This is a genomic window from Pengzhenrongella frigida (assembly GCF_004168625.1).
In the GTDB taxonomy this organism is placed as follows: Bacteria; Actinomycetota; Actinomycetes; order Actinomycetales; family Cellulomonadaceae; genus Pengzhenrongella; species Pengzhenrongella frigida.
Genome location: NZ_SDWW01000051.1, coordinates 1 through 17,080 on the forward strand (window position 1 = coordinate 1; position 17,080 = coordinate 17,080).

A 17,080-nucleotide genomic window follows, 5' to 3' on the forward strand; every position below is an offset into this window, starting at 1 on the left:
ACGGGTGGGTCGGGAGTGGGGCCAAATCAGAGCATCAAAACCGGTCCAAGTGGGGCCAACTCAGGCTGGCACACTCAAACGCATGCCCCAACGGCCACGGCTCTTCGGGTCACGGGATACGACGGGTGGCAGCGAGGCGTCCCGGCCGCGGCTAATATCTCGGAAAGGGCCGAACTGGTGGCCGACCCGATTCCGGGGGAACTGACGTGACGTATCCACGCTGGGCAACCGAACGTTCCGACGAGGCCGCTGCGGGTCGCGGCTCCACGTCGTCGGCCGAGCCGCGCGCAGAGCGCCCACCGGAACGGCGTCGGATACACCCGTTGCGCCGATTCCTTCTGATTCTGGCGGCCATCCTGATCGCGGTGATCCTGGCGATCATCGGCACGGACCTGATCGCCAACCCGGGCCTCGCCGCCGCGGCCGGACACCTCGTCGCCGCCGGATACCTGGCCGGCCCCGTCACCTGACGGCCTTGAGCGCACGGGCATCTCGTGCCAAACCCCCTGACATCGACGATCCTCGCAGAAGCTCGAAGAACTCGACGGGATCGGTGCCGACGCCCGCCGGCGACGACGGATCGCACGACAACTGCCGCCGACGGCCGCTGGCCGCCTCTCCCATCGCCACCTGACCTGCGCGAATGAGTCGAATTGGCGATCTCCCTTTATACTGTTAAGACTCAAAAAAGACGCACGAGTGAACTAAGTCGCAATTCGACCATTGGTTCACAAAACTTGACCTAAGAATTTTCCCGAACCCTCATCGGCCTCGGACGGCCGCTGAATCTCTGAAGCCCGCTGCGCCTCCCGGCCCAGCGGGCCCGTGCGCGGCTCGATCCAGGTACGACCACCGAAGGATGTCCCATGAAGCTCCGCCAGCTCGTTCCCGGCGCCAAACCTCTCCGCCTCGCTGTCGCCTCGGCGGCAGCGATGGGCCTGCTCGTGGCGATCCCTGGTACCGCTCAGGCCGTCGCGACCGCGGTGCCGCTCGGCACCGCTGACAGCTTCGTCGTGCTCGGCGGCGCGGCCGTCGCGAACACCGGGCCGAGCACGGTCAACGGAGACCTCGGGACCTTCCCGACCACGACGATCACGGGCACCGGCTCGATCACGGTGAACGGCACCAACCACGCTGGTGACGGCGTGACGCAGCAAGCCCAGAACGACCTGACGACGGCGTACAACACGGCCGCCGGCCAGGGCCCCACCCAGCCGATCGCCGCCGACCTGGCCGGCCTCACCCTCACGCCCGGCGTCTACAACTCCGCGACGTCGGTGGGCCTCACCGGCGACCTCACGCTCGACGCCGGGGGTGACCCCAGCGCGGTCTTCGTGTTCCAGGCCGGTTCCACCCTCACGACGTCGTCGGGCAGCCGGGTCACCCTGACCAACGGCGCCCAGGCCTGCAACGTCTTCTGGCAGGTCGGCAGCTCGGCGACCCTCGGCACGTACTCCGACTTCCGCGGTTCCATCCTCGCGTTGACGAGCATCACCCTGACGACCGGCGCGACGGTCGAGGGCCGGGTCCTCGCCCGCAACGGTGCGGTCACGCTCGACACGAACACGATCACGAGGCCGGTCTGCGCGACGACGCCCGTCGCGACTCCTGCCCCGGCCGCAGCAGTGGCCCCCAGCCAGGTGACCGCGGTCCCGACCGGCTCGGTCTCCGCCGGTGACGGCAGCGCCGCGGCCGTCACCAGTCGCCGGACCGGCATCCTCCTCGGCGTCCTCGTGCTCGGCGGCTTCGGCAGCGCCGCCGTTCTCGTCGCCCGTCGCCGACCGTCGGACATCTGACCAGTCGCGTGCGGCGCCCGACGGCGACCGTTGCCTTGGTGACGGTCCTGATCCTCGCGGCATCCGGCTGCGCCATCGGATCACCGCCGGCCGATCCCGGTCCCGCCACGGCGTCGACCACCGCGGCACCGCGGGTCGTGGTGCCGCAGGTCGTGGTGCCGCAGGTGGCGGAGCCGACCGTGCCGCCCGCCCCCGTCGCGGTGCCGACCGGGCTCGGACGGTCCGTGCCCGTCCGTCTCGAGATCCCCGCGATCGGAGTCGATTCGACGCTGATGGATCTGGGGCTCCAGGCCGACGGCACGATGGAGGTCCCTCCCGAGGGCTTCCCGGCCGGTTGGTACACCGGTGCGCCCACCCCGGGAGAGATCGGACCGGCCGTCATCGCCGGCCATGTCGACTGGACCGGCCCGGGGGTGTTCTACAACCTGCGGGACCTGGTGCCCGACGACGAGATTCGCGTCACCCGCGCAGACGGCAGCGTCGTCGTCTTCGCGGTGACCGTGCTCGAGCAGTTCGCGAAGGACGAGTTCCCGACGGATCGGGTCTATGGCGATCTCGACGTCGCCGGGCTGCGGCTGATCACCTGCGGGGGCTCGTTCAACCGGACGACCGGTCACTACGAGGACAACATCGTGGCCTTCGCCGAAGTGGTCCCGCCCGCGTCGTAGCCGTCGTCGTCGCCGTCATCGAAGCGGGATCGCCGGGGTGCGGGGGCAGGTAGCCAAAGTTCAACATCACCTGCCGACAACCGATGGGGTGAGCGGGAGAGTGATGACCGGGATCTGGTGGAAGTACCTGCTCGTGGGGGCCCTGGCCGTGGCCGTCGACCTCAGCCTGCCAGCGGGCCTCCCGCGCGATGTCCTCTACTGCGCGGTCGCCGCCTCGGCCGCGGTGGCGATGGAGGTGGGCGTCTATCGGTACCGACCCGCACTTCCGGTCGCCTGGCACCTCATCGCGGCCGGCATCCTCTCCTGGGTGGTGGGGGGTGGCTACTACGCCTGGCAGGGACACCAGGTGGCTGTCGTGCCGTTTCCGTCCATCGCCGACGCCTTCTACCTCACCACCTACCCGCTGGTCGCCGCGGGGTTGCTGACCTTTGCCCACAGCCGCGGCCCGGAGCGTCGGCCGATCGCCCTGCTGGACAGCGCGATCCTGACCGTCGGAGTCGGGTTGCTCTCCTGGGTGTTCCTCATCGAGCCGAGCTGGGTGGCGTCCCAGGACCCGGTGTTCGGCAAGCTGGTCAATGCCGCGAACCCGCTCGGCAACGTCCTGCTCTTCGGCGCGCTGGTGCGCCTGACCAAGGCGCCCGGGCCGGGTCGCAGAGCGTCGCGCGTGTTCGCCGGGCTGGTCGGCGCGATGCTCGCCGTCATGAGCGTGCTCCAGGCCACCGCGGCGGGAGCCGTGATCGACGTCCATCCGTCCGCACTCGACCCACGGTGGCTGTGGGGGTACGTGCTGGCGGGCGCGGCGGTGCTGCGCCCGCAGATGCGGGTGTTCACGGCGCCCGCCCCCAGCCGCACCGAGAGCCTGCGTGTCGTCCATCTCATCGGGCTCCCCGCGGCGTTGCTGGCGGGGCCGGCCATCCTCGGACTGCAGCTCGTCGCAGGCGCTCCGCTGCAGGTCGGACCCGTGGTGGTCGCGTCCGCCGTCTTGGTGCTGCTCGTCGAGATCCGGATCGTCCGGCTCGTGCGTCACGTCCAGGGGCAGGCGACCACGGACGACCTCACCGGCCTGCCGAACCGTCGGGCCCTCCACTCCCAGGCCGAGCTCCGGCTGGCCGACCCGAACGGTCGGCGTCAGGCGCTGCTGATGCTCGATCTCGACGGGTTCAAGGAGGTCAACGACGCCCTCGGCCACCACGTCGGCGACCAGCTCCTGATCCAGGTCGGCGCCCGCCTCGGTGCGCAGCTGCAGCCCGGGGACCTGCTCGTGCGGCTCGGCGGTGACGAGTTCGCGATCCTCCTGGCGCACGCTGATGGGAATGCCGCCGCCCTCGTCGCCCGCGCGTTGCGGGAGGCCCTCGCCGAGCCCTTCATCGTGGGGGGCAGGGCCGTGCGCAGCGCGGCCAGCATCGGGATCGCCCTGTTCCCCGACAACGGCTCCGAGGTGAGCACGCTGCTCCGCAAGGCCGACATCGCGATGTACAAGGCGAAGGCCTCCGGCGAGTTCCACCTCTACAGCCGCGACGACGACGGCACCTCCCAGCGGCTCCTGGTCGAGGAGCTGCGTACGGCACTGACCGATCAGCAGCTGGTGGTGCACTACCAACCGAAGATCGACCTGGGCACGGGCGAGGTGAGCGGCGTCGAGGCGCTCGTGCGCTGGAACCATCCCCGCCACGGCCTGCTCTACCCGGACCGCTTCCTGGACCTGGTCGAAGAGGCCGGGCTGATGGCGGCACTGACCCGGGTGGTGCTCGGCTCCGCGCTGGACCAGGCGGCCGCATGGCGGGACGCCGGTCGGCCGATCACCGTCGCCGTCAACCTCTCGGCGAGCTCGCTGGTGGACGTCGAGCTGCCCGACGAGGTCGCCGGCATGCTCGCCGCCCGCGACCTCCCGCCCAGCGCGCTGCAGCTCGAGATCACCGAGGAGTTCCTGATGGCCGACCGCGAGCGGGCCCGGACCATCCTCACCAGGCTGCGCACGAACGGGATCGAGATCGCCGTCGACGACTTCGGCACCGGGTACAGCTCGCTGGCGTACCTGCGCGACCTTCCCATCGACGAGCTGAAGCTCGATCGGTCCTTCATCCTCCAGATGGCCGACGACGCGCGGGCGACCGCGCTGGTCGCCTCCATCATCGCCCTGGCGCACAGCCTCGACCTGCGGATCGTCGCGGAGGGGGTGGAGACCGAGACCGTGCTGGCCGAGCTCACCGTCCTGGGCTGCGACGAGGCCCAGGGGTACCACCTGTCCAGACCGCTGCCGGCCGCCGCGCTCGACGACTGGCTCGATGGCCAGGTGGCATGCGGTCCTCGACCGATGCTGGAGCGGGCCCGGAGCGCGCCTCGCTGATCCGATGCCTCCGCGGCCTCTGCGCCTCCGCGACCTCAGCGGACCGTGGCCGGCGGGTCCTCGGGGCGTCGTCCGATGGTGAAGCGCACCTGCTGGGTGAGCGTGAAGCCGCCGTCGTGCTCGAGGGTTCCGTCGAGCCGCTCGGCCGCAGCCGCGAGCACCCCCGCTCGTCGTTCTTCGGGGACCGCGTCCCAGTGCGAGCGCTGCCCGTGCGACCACGACCACAGCCGCCACTGCTCGACGTCGACGAATCGCACGGACACCTCGGACCGGGCGGTCCGCACGCCGGTGAAGCCGGCGGCCTCGAGCAGCTGCTCGACGCCGAGGTCGCTCGCGAACGGTCCGCGAGTGCCGCTCGTGCGGGCGTCCAGCAGAGCGGGGGGAAGGAACGGCGTGAACACGTCGTCGAGCCGCTCCCACGCGGGGTCTCGCGTCCCGAACGTGGAGACGCCGAGTCGGCCGCCCGGCACCAGGAGCTCGCGCCAGGCGCGCAAGGCCGCGGGCGGGTCGGGGAGGAAGAAGAGCACGAGCGAGGCCGCCGCCAGGTCGAACTGCGCGTGCGCCAGGTGGGGACCTCCCGCGTCGTCGACCACGAGGTTCACGGTGCTCAGGCGCCGCTCCCGCGCGTCGAGGCGGGTCGCGTTCACCATCTCGGGGGACAGGTCCAGTCCGGTCACCTGACCGGTCGAGCCCAGTCCGCGGGCCAACGGCCACAGCGCTGCGCCCCGCCCCGTGCCGAGGTCGAGGGCTCGCTCGCCCGGTGCCGGCGACAGCTCGGCGACCAGCCGCTCCGCGATCGGCTCGAACCACGGCACCCCTACCGCGTCGTAGGTGTGGGCGACCCGGTCGAAGAGGGCGGCGACCTGGGCGCTGTGCCGTGCGGCCTGGAGAGGATCCATCCGCCCATCCTGGTCGCCCGGAGCGGGCTGGGGAAGGGATCGACCGCGCGGCCTGACCCGGCCGGACGGCGCCGGCGGTCGCCCTCGTGCGCGGCCGCTCGCCGACCAAAAGAATCTCTCGCCGAATTCAAGGGCGCGCGCTTCGGGGTCCGTTGTCGATTTGACATAACCGCCGTCCGGGCGCCGAGAATTCACCTCCCGAAAATTGCGAAAACTACAACAACGATATCCAAACAATCAAACGATACCGGTGCGGCGCGCCGTGCCCAGAATGGTGCCGTCTCATCCGATCGCCCGCATGGATGACAAGGCTCGAGAATCGGAGGTGAGTGACCGGGAAAGACCGCATACTCCTGCGAGGGGTAGCCCTGCCCCCTTTTGACGGAGGACTGAAAAATGGACCGAACATGGAAATGAAACTCGCGGCAATGCCTATTGCCGCCTCGCTCGCCCTCGCGATCGCTGCCTGCCTGTCCCCGGCGGCAGCCGGTTCGCAGCCGGTCGTGGCGGACCGGGATCAGTCGGCCGCGGTCGGCGCCATGCTCAGCCAGTCGTGGGGCGTCGGCGCCAAGGACCGCGGGAACGCAGGCCCCACGACGACTGCCGCCTGGGACGCCCGCTCGGACCTGGGGTCGATGTACGCGCTGGCCGCCAGCTCCGGCGCCGAGTCCGCCTGGCGGGCCGACGGAGCCGGCATCACCGGCTTGGGTGTCACTGTCGCGGTGATCGACACGGGCATCTCACCCGTGCGCGGTCTGAATGCCGCGGGCAAGGTCGTCAATGGGCCGGATCTGTCCGCCGAGGGAAGCTCGAAGGCCACCCGGTACGTCGACAGCTTCGGTCACGGCACCAACATGGCGGGAATCATCGCGGGCAACGATTCGTCGGCCGCGACCGGCGTGCAGGGCGCGGCCGCACCATTCCGTGGAATTGCTCCCGACGCGCAGCTGCTCAACATGAAGGTGGCGTCCGGCGACGGTGCGGTCGATGTGTCCTCGGTGATTGCCGCGGTCGACTGGGTCGTGGCGCACCGCAGCGACGACGGAATGAATGTTCGGGTCATCAACCTGTCGTCGGGCGTCTCGACGTCCGCGCCCTACACCGTCGATCCGCTCGCCGAGGCCGTGGAGCGAGCCTGGGCCGCGGGCATCGTCGTTGTCGCTGCCGCCGGCAACGACGGCGGCACCGCCGACCTGACGATGCCGGCCGCGGACCCCTACGTCATCGCCGTGGGTTCGAGCGACAACCAGGGGACGTCCGCCCTGGCCGACGACCTGCTCAGCACCTTCACCAACCCCGGCACCGCCGTGCGGGGTCCCGATCTGCTGGCACCGGGCAAGTCGGTCGTCTCGCTGCGGGTCCCGGGCTCGACCGTGGACCAGGAGCACCCGGAGGGTCTCGTGGCGGGCGACACCGCGGGTCGGTACTTCCGCGGTACCGGCACGTCTCAGGCGGCCGCGGTCGTCTCCGGAGCCGTCGCACTGCTCCTGCAGGCCACTCCCTCGCTCACGCCCGACCAGGTCAAGTACGTGCTCGAGGCCTCGGCCGAGCCGATGCCGGCCGAGTCGAACCCCGCTCGCGGTGCCGGTCAGGTGAACATCGAGCGTGCGCTCTCGTTGCCGACGCCGTCGGCAACGACCGCGCTTCAGTCGTGGACCGCCGCCGCCCCGATCGGATCGATCGCGGCGGCCATCATCGCCACCGCGACCACCACGGCGTGGCACTGGTCGGCCTGGCACTGGTCGGCCTGGCACTGGTCCGCGTGGCACTGGTCCGCGTGGCACTGGTCGGCGTGGCACTGGTCGGCGTGGCACTGGTCGGCGTGGCACTGGTCGGCGTGGCACTGGTCGGCGTGGCACTGGTCCGCGTGGCACTGGTCGGCCTGGCACTGGTCGGCCTGGCACTGGTCCTGATCGGTCCCCCCGAAGCCGCTGGCTTCGACCGCAAGTGAGAGCGATCCCACGGTGATGGGGTCGGCGTGGCAGATCCGCCGCGCCGACCCCGTCTCCTTGCTCGTCCTCGGGGGTCCCGGGGGTGTTGACTACCTCTCCAACAGCTCGTCTCCGAGTGCTTGATTGACGCTTGCCCATGCCGATGACCTACTTGGGCGGTCGATCCGCTCCCGCAGGGGCGAAGGCAGGGGTGAGGGTGAGGCGTTGACCAGTCATTCGTTCGTGGGATCGCGCGTGCTGACACCCGTGAACGGGCTTCTGCTCGCCCTGACGGCCGTCGCCACGGCGCTCTTCCTCGGCCCCCTGCGCGGGATGTCGGCGCTGCCCTCGACGCTCGCGGTCCCCTGGTGGACGGTCGCGATCGGCTTCGTGCTCTCGGGCGCCTTCGTCATCCACGTCCCGCTGTCGTCCAGCGCGTACACGCACACCCTGCGTGAGCTGCCGTCCGTGATCGCGCTGGTCTTCCTCAGCCCCAGCACGTACCTGTGGAGCAGCCTTCTCGGCAGTGGAATCGCGCTGCTGGTCGTCCAGCGCCAGCGTGGCAGCAAGCTCGTCTTCAACATGTGCCTGTTCGCCGTCGAGGTCTCCGTCGCGGCGCTCATCTTCCGCGTCATCCTCGGCTCGGGTGACCCGACCTCCCCGCGCGGCTGGCTCGGTGCGCTGGCCGCGATGCTGGCCGCGGGGCTGCTCAGCTGCGGGCTGGTGACCCTGGTGATCTTCCTCTCCGGCGGCGGGTACAGCCCCGAGATCCTGCGCGAGGCCATCCGATCGGGTCTCCTGGCCTGCACGGCGAACTGCGGGCTCGCCCTGCTCGTCGTCGTCCTGCTCGTCTCCGAACCCCTCGCGCTCGTCCTGCTGGGGGTCGTCGTCGCGGTCTTGTTCCTCTCCAACCGGGGGTACGTCGCGTTCGCCGCGCGCTACGCGCAGCTCGAGCTGCTCTACCGGTTTGTCGGCACCGTCGGCGCGTCGCTGGACCTCGGCCGCACCGTGGCCACGGTGCTCGGTGAGGCCCGCGAGCTCCTGGGTGCCGCGCGCGCGGAGCTGTACGTCCCGGCCGACGGCGACCGGCCGGCGCAGCACGTCGTCCTCACCGCCGACGGCGGCCTCGAGAACCTGAGCGGATCCGCGGACTCGCCCCCGCCCGACGTCTGGTGGACCGCCTCCTCGGTGGGGCGCGGCGTCCTGATCGCGGCCGGCCAGGACCGGACCCGCACCCGCCTGCCCGAGCCGCTGACCGACGCGATGGCGGTGCAGGTCTCGATCGACGGGATCGTCGGCGTCCTGATCGTGGCCGACCGGCTCTTCGCCGGTAAGACCTTCACCCCGCAGGACCTGCGCCTGTTCGAGGCGCTCGCCGGTCATGCGGCCAGCACGCTGCAGAACGCGCGCCTGGTCGACCTCATCCGTGCCGAAGCCGCCGAGCGCGACCACGAGGCCCGGCACGATCCGCTCACCGGCCTGCCCAACCGCAGGGAGTTCCAGGCGCAGTTCGAGGCCCGCGCCGCCGGTCGCGGCGGGGCCGTCGTGATGGTCGACCTCGACGACTTCAAGGAGATCAACGACACCCTGGGGCACGGCGCGGGCGACGACGTCCTGAGGGAGATCGGACGTCGGCTCGCCAGCACGGCCGACGGCGTCGTCGCGCGGCTGGGTGGCGACGAGTTCGCCGTGCTCCTGCCCGACGTCGATCGGGTCGCCGCCCTGGCGTTCGCCGAGGAGTACCTCGAGGCGATCCGGCGGCCGGTGGCGCTCGACGACGTGTTCCTCGCCGTCGGGGCCAGCATCGGGATCGCCCTGTACCCGCTCCATGGCGCGACCGGCGACGCCCTGCTCACCCACGCCGACGTCGCGATGTACGCCGCGAAGGTGGCCGGCACGCGCGTCGAGGTCTACGCACCGGAACCGGAGAACGGTCGGCACCGCCGGCTGGTGCTCGCCGCCCAGATGGAGTCCGCGATCGCCGACGGGGCGATCACCTTGTGGTACCAGCCCAAGTGCGATGCCCGCACCGGCAAGCCCGTCGGGGTCGAGGCGCTGGTGCGCTGGATCCATCCGATCTACGGCCTGGTCTCCCCGGCCGAGATCCTTCCCGTCGCCGAGCGGACCGGCCTCATGCGACGGCTCACCGACCACCTGGTCGAGACCGCCCTCCGGCAGCAGGCCGCCTGGCGGGCGGACGGCCTGGATCTCACGGTCGCTGTCAACATCACCGCGCGCGACCTGCTCGACGAGCGGCTGCCGTCGATCGTCCAGAACCTGCTCACCGTCACCGGCGGGCTTCCTGACCGGCTGACGCTCGAGATCACGGAGAGCGGCATCATGCGCGACCTCGACCGCTGCCTGACCGTCCTCGACGGCCTGGCTGCGGTCGGCGTCAAGCTCTCGATCGACGACTTCGGCACCGGCTACTCCTCGCTGGCGTACCTCGAGCGGCTGCCCGTGAGCGAGGTGAAGATCGATCAGAGCTTCGTCCGGCGACTGGCCGATCCCGGCCACAACACGACGGTCCTGCAGTCCACGATCCAGATGAGCCACGCGCTGGGCCTGTCGGTCGTGGCCGAGGGGGTCGAGACCGCACCGGTGCTCGTCGCGTTGACGGCCCTCGGCGTCGACATCATCCAGGGCTACCACCTGGCCTACCCGATGCCCGCGGTCGAGATCGCCCCCTGGGGCCTGAGCGCCGACCGCGCACTGCCCCGCACCCTCCCGGCCGGGGCCGCACCGCTTTCTGCCTGACCGGGCCCACGAGCAGCCTTGCCGATACCGCCCGGAAACCGACCGAACCGGACCCGGGGAATCGAATTCACCCCGCGCCCGGCTCTCGAACCGGCCGCTGCGGTCGAACGGCCCTGTTGGATCGATACCCCGGCGGGTGCCGGCACGTGCGACCGACGAAGGGAAGAGACCGGGTCGTCCCAGGGCAGTGCGAGCGACCTGACGGGGGGCGGGGAGTGCCAGCAGCGCGGAGATGGGCGGACAGCCTGGCGGCCAGCACGGGGCCACCGGTCGCCGAGAAGCGCCCCCTGAGCGATCCGGGCGTCCTGCGACGTGGCGCACCGTTCGCCGGCGTCGCGTTCGTCGCGGTCGCGGTCGAGGCGCTGACGGCGACCTCGTCGTCGAACCTCCCGGTCCTGGTCGCCGTCGTGCTCACCGTGGGCGCGCTGCTGACAGCGGCGTGGGTCGTTCCGTGGCGCCGGCTGCCGGCGTGGAGCGAGGCGCTGGTCCCGCTCGGGTTCTTCGTCGTGGTCGCCCTGATGAACCACGCCCGGGGTGCTGCGGCGACCGGCTACCCGCCGCTGGTGATGCTGCCCATCATCTGGTTGGCGCTGTACGGCACCCGCGGCCAGCTGCGGGTCGCCATCGTCGCCACGGCGGCGACGCTCCTGACGCCCCTGGTCCTGGCGGGCTCCCAGATCTACCCGACGTCCACCTGGGGACTGTCGGTGCTCGCGCTGGCGGTCGGGGCGGTCGGCGGGCCCGCGGTCCAGCGGCTGGTCGACGAGTCCCACCAGCGCGCCGCGGACGTCGCCGCCGTCGGCGCGATCACTCGTGCCCTGACGGCCGGGGCCGACCCGCGCCCGGAGCTGTGCGCCGCCGCCGCGGCGGTGGCGGGCGCAGGGTTCGCGGTGCTCTTCGAGCCCGACGACGACGGCGTCCTGGTCGCCACCGCCGGCACCGACGGTCTCGACCTCGACGAGCTGCGCGTCGACCCGCAGACCGAGACCGCGGCCACGGCGCAGGTGTGGCGCACCGGACGCCGGCTCTACCTCGCGGACGTGCGCACGGACCCGCGCGCCTCGCCGCGCCTCACCGCCCTCACCGGCGCGGTCGCGGTGCTCTTCCAGCCGATCACCCGGGACGGCCGCCGCACCGCCGTGCTCATCGTCGGCTTCCCGGACGTCCGCGCCCACCTGCCGCAGGCCGCGCTCGACCTGGTCGAGCTGGTCGCGGCCGAGATCGCCGCGGCGATCGACCGGGCCGACCTCGTCGCGCTGATGGCCGCGCAGGCGCGCACAGATGCCCTGACCGGTGCGGCGAACCGGCGCAGCTGGGACGAGGCGCTGGACCGGGAGCTGGCGCGCGCCGTCCGCACGGGCGACCCCCTGACGGTGGCACTGCTCGACATGGACCACTTCAAGGCCTACAACGACTCCTTCGGCCACAACGCCGGCGACGCGCTGCTGCGCGACCTCGTGCAGGCCTTGCGCACCGAGCTGCGCACCGGGGACGTGATCGCCCGGTGGGGCGGGGAGGAGTTCGCCCTCGCCCTGCCCGTGTGCGACATGGCGCAGGCCCAGGTGATCGCCGCCCGCCTGCTCGCTCTGGTTCCCAGCGGGCAGACCGTCAGCATCGGCCTGACCCAGGCCGGCCCTGGCGACACCCCCCGCAGCCTGGTCGGGCGGGCCGACCGCGCGCTCTACCTCGCCAAGGACGGCGGTCGCAACCGGATCGGGGCCCTCCCCGCGCCCGCGCTGCCGGGGGAGATCGACCGGGCGGCATCCTGACGCCGTACCTTCCCAGCATCGTGATGCGCCACCCCTCAACGCAGCGCCCGGGGTGCCGATCTGCGAGGTGACGCAGATCGGAGAGGAAGCTGTGACCTTCACCGTCATCGAGGCAATGCTGTGGGGCGTGACGATCCTCGGGATCGTGGTCGGCCTCGTCGTGCTGCCGCGCCGTCAGACCTCCCCGCTGGCCCTCCCGCTCGCGCTCGTTCAGCTGGGTGGCGCCGCGTGGGCGGGGGGCCGGGCGCTGGCGCTGCTCCTCCCGCCGGACTCGGTACCGGCCCCGGTGAACTACGCCTCCCTGCCGGGTGTCGGTGTCGCCGTCGGGGCGTCCCTCTGGTATTTCCTCGTGCTGGCCGGCCACGGTCCGTTGAACCGCAGGGCCGGCCTGCTCGTCTGCCTCCACCCGCTGTTCCTGCTCGTCGTCGTGCCCACCGACCCGTGGCACCACCTCTTCCTCCGGGCGGTCCCTGGCGACGCCGGGGCCCTGGTGCTGCAGGGCGGACCGCTCTACCAGGTGAACGTCGTGTACTGCACCCTCGCGCTGCTCGCGGGTCTGGTGCTGAGCACGGCGGCGATGTTCCGGGCGGTCCGCGGTCACCGCCAGGTGTACGCCTGGTCCCTCGTGGCAGCCGCGATCCCGCTGCTCGGCAACAACATCACCCAGCTCGTGGACTTCGGGCACAACAGCCTGGATGTCACGCCGATCCTGTTCTCCCTGAGCGGTGCGATCTGGCTGTCGGTCGAGCGCTCCGGCCGCCAGACCGGGCTCGTGCCGATCTCGTCGGGCCAGGTGCTCGCCGCCCTGGCGGACGCGGTCCTGGTCGTGGACCCGGAGGGTCGGCTGCTCGACGCGAACCCCGCCGCCCGGGCGCTCCTGCACCGCGAGGGCAGGCCCACCCCGCGCCTCATCGGCGCGCACTGGCACGACGTCGTGCGGCCGGAGATGAGGCCGGCCTTCGAGGGCGGCGACACGACCACGCTGACCATCCGGTCGGGGATCGTCCTGGAGGTGCGGGCCACCAAGATCGTGGCCGACGGCGGCCCGGCGCTCGGTTCGGTGGTGGTCGTCCGCGACGTCACCGAGCTCGACCGGCTGCGCCGCGAGCTCGCCGAGCAGGCGGTGCGCGACGGGTTGACCGGACTGCACAACCGACGTCATCTCGAGCGGGTGCTCGAGGCTGCCGCTGGGCGGACCCGGGACGGCGGGCCGCCGATCAGCGCGGTGATGCTCGACATCGACCATTTCAAGCGGGTCAACGACCGCTACGGCCACGCGGTGGGGGACCAGGTCCTGATCAGGGTCGCCGCGGAGCTGACGCGCGGGGTGCGCGCTGAGGACACGGTGGCGCGCTTCGGCGGCGAGGAGTTCGTCCTGCTGCTCCATGGAGTTTCGGCCGACGCTGCAGCCGACCGCGCCGAGCTCCTGCGGGCGCGGTGCGCCAGGCTCCGCGTCCCCACCGGCGACGGTCCGGTCGGGATCACGATCAGTGCAGGCATCGCGCAGTGGCCCGACGGCGGCGGACCCGACGAGCTCTTGCGCCTCGCGGACGGTGCCCTGTACGAGGCGAAGGCCGCCGGGCGTGACGTCGTGGTCCGCGCGGCCGGCTGAGCCGTCGGCGGCCGCGGGACGGGCCCGAGCCCCGCCCGCCTCGGGTGAATCTTCGGCCCGGAACGATTGGTAAGACCAAAGCGCCACGGGCGGGTTGCGGCCCTGGTAAAAATCGGGTGCGACCTTCCAAGGCCGCGAGCGAGGCGTGGATCTGCCGGTCGTGTGGTCGCCAGGGGGAGACCGGCAGGGAGCCAGAGGCGAAACCGATGCTCTCGCACACACCGAAGGCAATCACATGGCTCGCTCGCGCTCGATCCGCAAGTCCCTTCGCGTCGGTGGTTTCCTCGGTGCGGCCGGACTGACTGCGGTGCTCGCCGGGGTGGCAGTCTCCGGCACCGGCGCCTACTTCACCGACTCGGAAGCCGGCAGCCTCACGGCCACCGCCGGCCACATCAACCTGAGCGTCGACACGAGCACCCTGGCGCTTGGCGACGTGATGCCCGGAGCCGACCAGACCGCCAGCATCAACTACAGCCTTGACGTGTCCGGCACGTCCGACGTCTGGCTCACGTTCGACCCCACGGATGAGCGCTTCCTGGCCTTCTCCGGCGCGGCGAACAACCCGCTCTACCCGGCCGGCGGCCTGGGCCGCTACGGGCACTTCGACGTCTCGACCAAGGCGTCGGGCCGCTTGTTCCAGTCGTACAACCTCGCGCACGTGCCTGCTGCGGACCTGGCCACCGCCACGCCCTGCCCCGTGACCGTGGACGGTCGCGGCGGCAGCGGTGAGGAGATCACCGGCGAGAAGGACACCAACCCGTACTGCGGCGTGCCGACGGCGATCAAGCTCGCCTCGGGTCTGGCCGACAACGCGACCGGCACGATCAACCTGACGTTCGGTCTCACGGGTCTGGCCTCGGGTGGTCAGGACGCCACCTGGGCAGACGTGCCCTTCACGATCGTTGCCACCCAGGCCGGCATCCGCCCGGACGCACTGGACTTCTGAGAGCACCCGGGCGGCAGGGGACTGTCCCCTGCCGCCCGGCAGGGCGAGACGATCCAGCGACGAGCATGAAGAGGCGGTCAGATTCGTGAAGCGGGCAGGCGCGGTGCTGCTGCTCGCCGTCGTGCTCGCGATCGCCGTCGGCGGCGCAACGGCCTGGTCGCACGGCTACCGCCCGTACGCCGTCCGGACCGGCTCGATGTCGCCGTCGTACCCGACCGGTGCGCTCGTCGTGGACGTGCCGCCGTCCCCGGATGGTGGGGCGCCCGGCTCCGTGATCACCTTCCGGACCGGTGGCGGCCTCGTCACCCACCGCATCGTCGAGACCTCTCCCGCGGGGCTGACGACCAAGGGTGACGCGAACCCCGCCCCCGACGCATGGACGATCCCCCCGGAGAACGTCATCGGCCGGGTGATCGCGTCCGTCCCCCGCCTGGGCTACGTCCTGGTGTTCTTCAAGCAGCCGCTCGGGGTGGTCGCGGTGATGACCGGGCTCTGGGCGTTGATCCTGCTCTGGCAGCTCTTCCTCCCCGAGGACGCCGACGCTGCCACGACGCCAACGGTGCTGCCCGTCTGAATTGTCACGGGAGGCGTCCCGACGGTTGACCTCGGTGTCCGCGGCACTCCTCGGAGCCGTCACACTATGGAGGTCCGCCAAGCGTGCTGCGCGGCTGCCCGATGAGCGATTGGCATCTGCCGGATCCCTCGATTGATCGCTGCGCAGCGGGCACCAGCTCGAGGGATCAACAGGCGGGACGATGTCAGCAGCACGGGGATGGTCGCAGTGGCTGGTGCCGCGTCCGGGGCAACCGGGTCCGGCGAAGCGCCCGCTGAGCGCCCCCTCCGCCATGCGGCGGGGTGCGCCGTTCGTGAGCGTGGCGCTCGTCGCGGTCGTGGTGGAGCTGTGGGGGGCCGTGGCGTCGAACCTCGTCGTCGTGGCGGCCGCCAGCATCGCCCTGGCCGTGCTGGTGCTGGTGGCGTGGGTCGTCCCGTGGGACCGGCTGCCGGCATGGAGCGAGGCCCTCGTCCCGCTCGGGTACTTCGTGGTGGTCGCCCTCCTGCGGCACGCCCGGGGTGGTGCGTCGGCGGGCTACCCGCCGCTGGTGATGCTGCCCATCATCTGGATGGCGTTGTACGGCACCCGCGCGCAGCTGCACATCGCCATCGCCGCGTTGGCCGTGACGCTCCTCGCGCCCCTGGTCCTGGTGGGCGCACCGTTCTATCCGTCGGACGCCTGGGGCCTGTCGCTGCTCACCGTGGCGATCGGGGCGCTCGCCGGGCCCATGATCCAGCGGCTCGTCGAACAGGCCCGCCAACGCACCGCTGACATCGTCGCCCTCGGCGCGATCACTCGCGCCCTGACGGCCGGGGCCGACCCGCGCCCGGAGCTGTGCGCCGCCGCCGCGGCGGTGGCGGGCGCGGGGTTCGCGGTGCTCTTCGAACCCGACGACGACGGCGTCTTGGTCGCCACCGCCGGCACCGTCGGTCTCGACCTCGACGAGCTGCGCGTCGACCCGCAGACCGAGACCGCGGCCACGGCGCAGGTGTGGCGCACCGGACGCCGGCTCTACCTCGCGGATGCGCGCACGGACCCGCGCGCCTCTCACCGGCTCGCGGACCTCACCGGGGCGGTCGCGGTGCTGGTCCAGCCGGTCACCCGGGACGGCCGCCGCACCGCCGTGCTCCTCGTCTGCTTCCCGCAGGCCCGCGCGCGCCTTCCCGAGGCTGCCCTCGACATGGTCGAGCTGGTCGCCGCCGAGATCGCCGCGGCGATCGACCGGGCCGACCTCGTGGCCCTGCTCGCCGCGCAGGCGCACACCGATGCCCTGACCGGTGCGGCGAACCGGCGCAGCTGGGACGAGGCGCTGGACCGGGAGCTGGCGCGCGCCGTCCGCACGGGCGACCCCCTGACGGTGGCACTGCTCGACATGGACCACTTCAAGGCCTACAACGACTCCTTCGGCCACAACGCCGGCGACGCGCTGCTGCGCGACCTCGTGCAGGCCTTGCGCACCGAGCTGCGCACCGGGGACGTGATCGCCCGGTGGGGCGGGGAGGAGTTCGCCCTCGCCCTGCCCGTGTGCGACATGGCGCAGGCCCAGCTGATCGCCGCCCGCCTGCTCCGCCTCATCCCGATGGGGCAGACCGCCAGCATCGGGCTGACCCAGGCAGGGCCCGGCGACACCCCCCGCAGCCTGGTCGAGCGAGCGGACCGCGCGCTCTACGCGGCCAAGAACGGTGGCCGGAACCAGACGGGTGCTCTGGCCGCGCCGCTCGTAGCGTGAGACTCTGCCGAATTTCACCCGCTCCCTACCTCGAGTCGGAGTGACCCCGACAGGGACTGTTCTTGACTGATTT

12 protein-coding genes and 1 pseudogene are annotated in these 17,080 nt (G+C 71.8%); 11 read left to right on the plus strand and 2 right to left on the minus strand.

What is annotated here, in order from left to right; all coding sequences use genetic code 11:
* The first annotated feature begins 323 nt into the window (after window positions 1-323).
* From EUA98_RS19860 to EUA98_RS16765, 4 genes are all read left to right on the plus strand, one after another.
* Window positions 324-470: a hypothetical protein gene (locus tag EUA98_RS19860; protein ID WP_165372867.1), complete on the plus strand. Its 147-nt coding sequence runs from the start codon at window positions 324-326 to the stop codon at window positions 468-470.
* Between the two features lie 396 nt (window positions 471-866).
* Complete coding sequence (locus tag EUA98_RS16755) at window positions 867-1,796, plus strand: ice-binding family protein (protein ID WP_130103841.1); 930 nt, start codon at window positions 867-869, stop codon at window positions 1,794-1,796.
* A gap of 38 nt (window positions 1,797-1,834) precedes the next feature.
* The gene (locus EUA98_RS16760; RefSeq protein ID WP_242511633.1) at window positions 1,835-2,464 is read left to right on the plus strand and encodes a class F sortase; all 630 of its coding nucleotides are present in this window, start codon (window positions 1,835-1,837) and stop codon (window positions 2,462-2,464) included.
* 103 nt (window positions 2,465-2,567) lie between these two features.
* Window positions 2,568-4,811, plus strand: coding sequence for a putative bifunctional diguanylate cyclase/phosphodiesterase (locus EUA98_RS16765; protein ID WP_130103843.1), 2,244 nt, complete (start codon window positions 2,568-2,570; stop codon window positions 4,809-4,811).
* A 35-nt stretch (window positions 4,812-4,846) separates the two neighbouring features.
* Here EUA98_RS16765 and EUA98_RS16770 read toward each other — a convergent pair whose 3' ends face one another.
* Complete coding sequence (locus EUA98_RS16770) at window positions 4,847-5,710, minus strand: class I SAM-dependent methyltransferase (RefSeq protein WP_130103844.1); 864 nt, start codon at window positions 5,708-5,710, stop codon at window positions 4,847-4,849.
* 635 nt (window positions 5,711-6,345) lie between these two features.
* Between EUA98_RS16770 and EUA98_RS20565 the strand changes: the two are divergent.
* Window positions 6,346-7,254: pseudogene (locus EUA98_RS20565) on the plus strand (S8 family serine peptidase); the annotation flags it as partial.
* Between the two features lie 101 nt (window positions 7,255-7,355).
* On the opposite strand, the gene EUA98_RS20570 reads toward EUA98_RS20565, so the two are convergent.
* On the minus strand, window positions 7,356-7,673 hold the full coding sequence (locus EUA98_RS20570; protein WP_350339509.1) for a Cys-every-fifth RiPP peptide CefA: 318 nt from the start codon (window positions 7,671-7,673) through the stop codon (window positions 7,356-7,358).
* 223 nt (window positions 7,674-7,896) lie between these two features.
* On the opposite strand from EUA98_RS20570, the gene EUA98_RS16780 reads away from it, so the two are divergent.
* The 6 genes from EUA98_RS16780 to EUA98_RS16805 all read left to right on the plus strand — a co-directional run bounded on the left by EUA98_RS16780 (window position 7,897) and on the right by EUA98_RS16805 (window position 17,007).
* On the plus strand, window positions 7,897-10,398 hold the full coding sequence (locus EUA98_RS16780) for a putative bifunctional diguanylate cyclase/phosphodiesterase (protein ID WP_130103846.1): 2,502 nt from the start codon (window positions 7,897-7,899) through the stop codon (window positions 10,396-10,398).
* A gap of 215 nt (window positions 10,399-10,613) precedes the next feature.
* Window positions 10,614-12,167 carry a GGDEF domain-containing protein gene (locus tag EUA98_RS16785; protein WP_130103847.1) on the plus strand — a complete coding sequence of 518 codons (1,554 nt, stop codon included), beginning with the start codon at window positions 10,614-10,616 and terminating at the stop codon, window positions 12,165-12,167.
* 67 nt (window positions 12,168-12,234) lie between these two features.
* Window positions 12,235-13,779 carry a histidine kinase N-terminal 7TM domain-containing diguanylate cyclase gene (locus tag EUA98_RS16790; protein WP_130103848.1) on the plus strand — a complete coding sequence of 515 codons (1,545 nt, stop codon included), beginning with the start codon at window positions 12,235-12,237 and terminating at the stop codon, window positions 13,777-13,779.
* A gap of 235 nt (window positions 13,780-14,014) precedes the next feature.
* Window positions 14,015-14,725, plus strand: coding sequence for a M73 family metallopeptidase (locus EUA98_RS16795; protein WP_130103849.1), 711 nt, complete (start codon window positions 14,015-14,017; stop codon window positions 14,723-14,725).
* 85 nt (window positions 14,726-14,810) lie between these two features.
* A complete protein-coding gene (locus EUA98_RS16800; RefSeq protein ID WP_165372868.1) occupies window positions 14,811-15,299 on the plus strand; it encodes a signal peptidase I in 489 nt (162 codons plus the stop codon).
* 292 nt (window positions 15,300-15,591) lie between these two features.
* Window positions 15,592-17,007, plus strand: a complete 1,416-nt coding sequence (locus EUA98_RS16805) for a GGDEF domain-containing protein (RefSeq protein ID WP_165372869.1) — start codon at window positions 15,592-15,594, stop codon at window positions 17,005-17,007.
* Window positions 17,008-17,080: the final 73 nt, after the last annotated feature.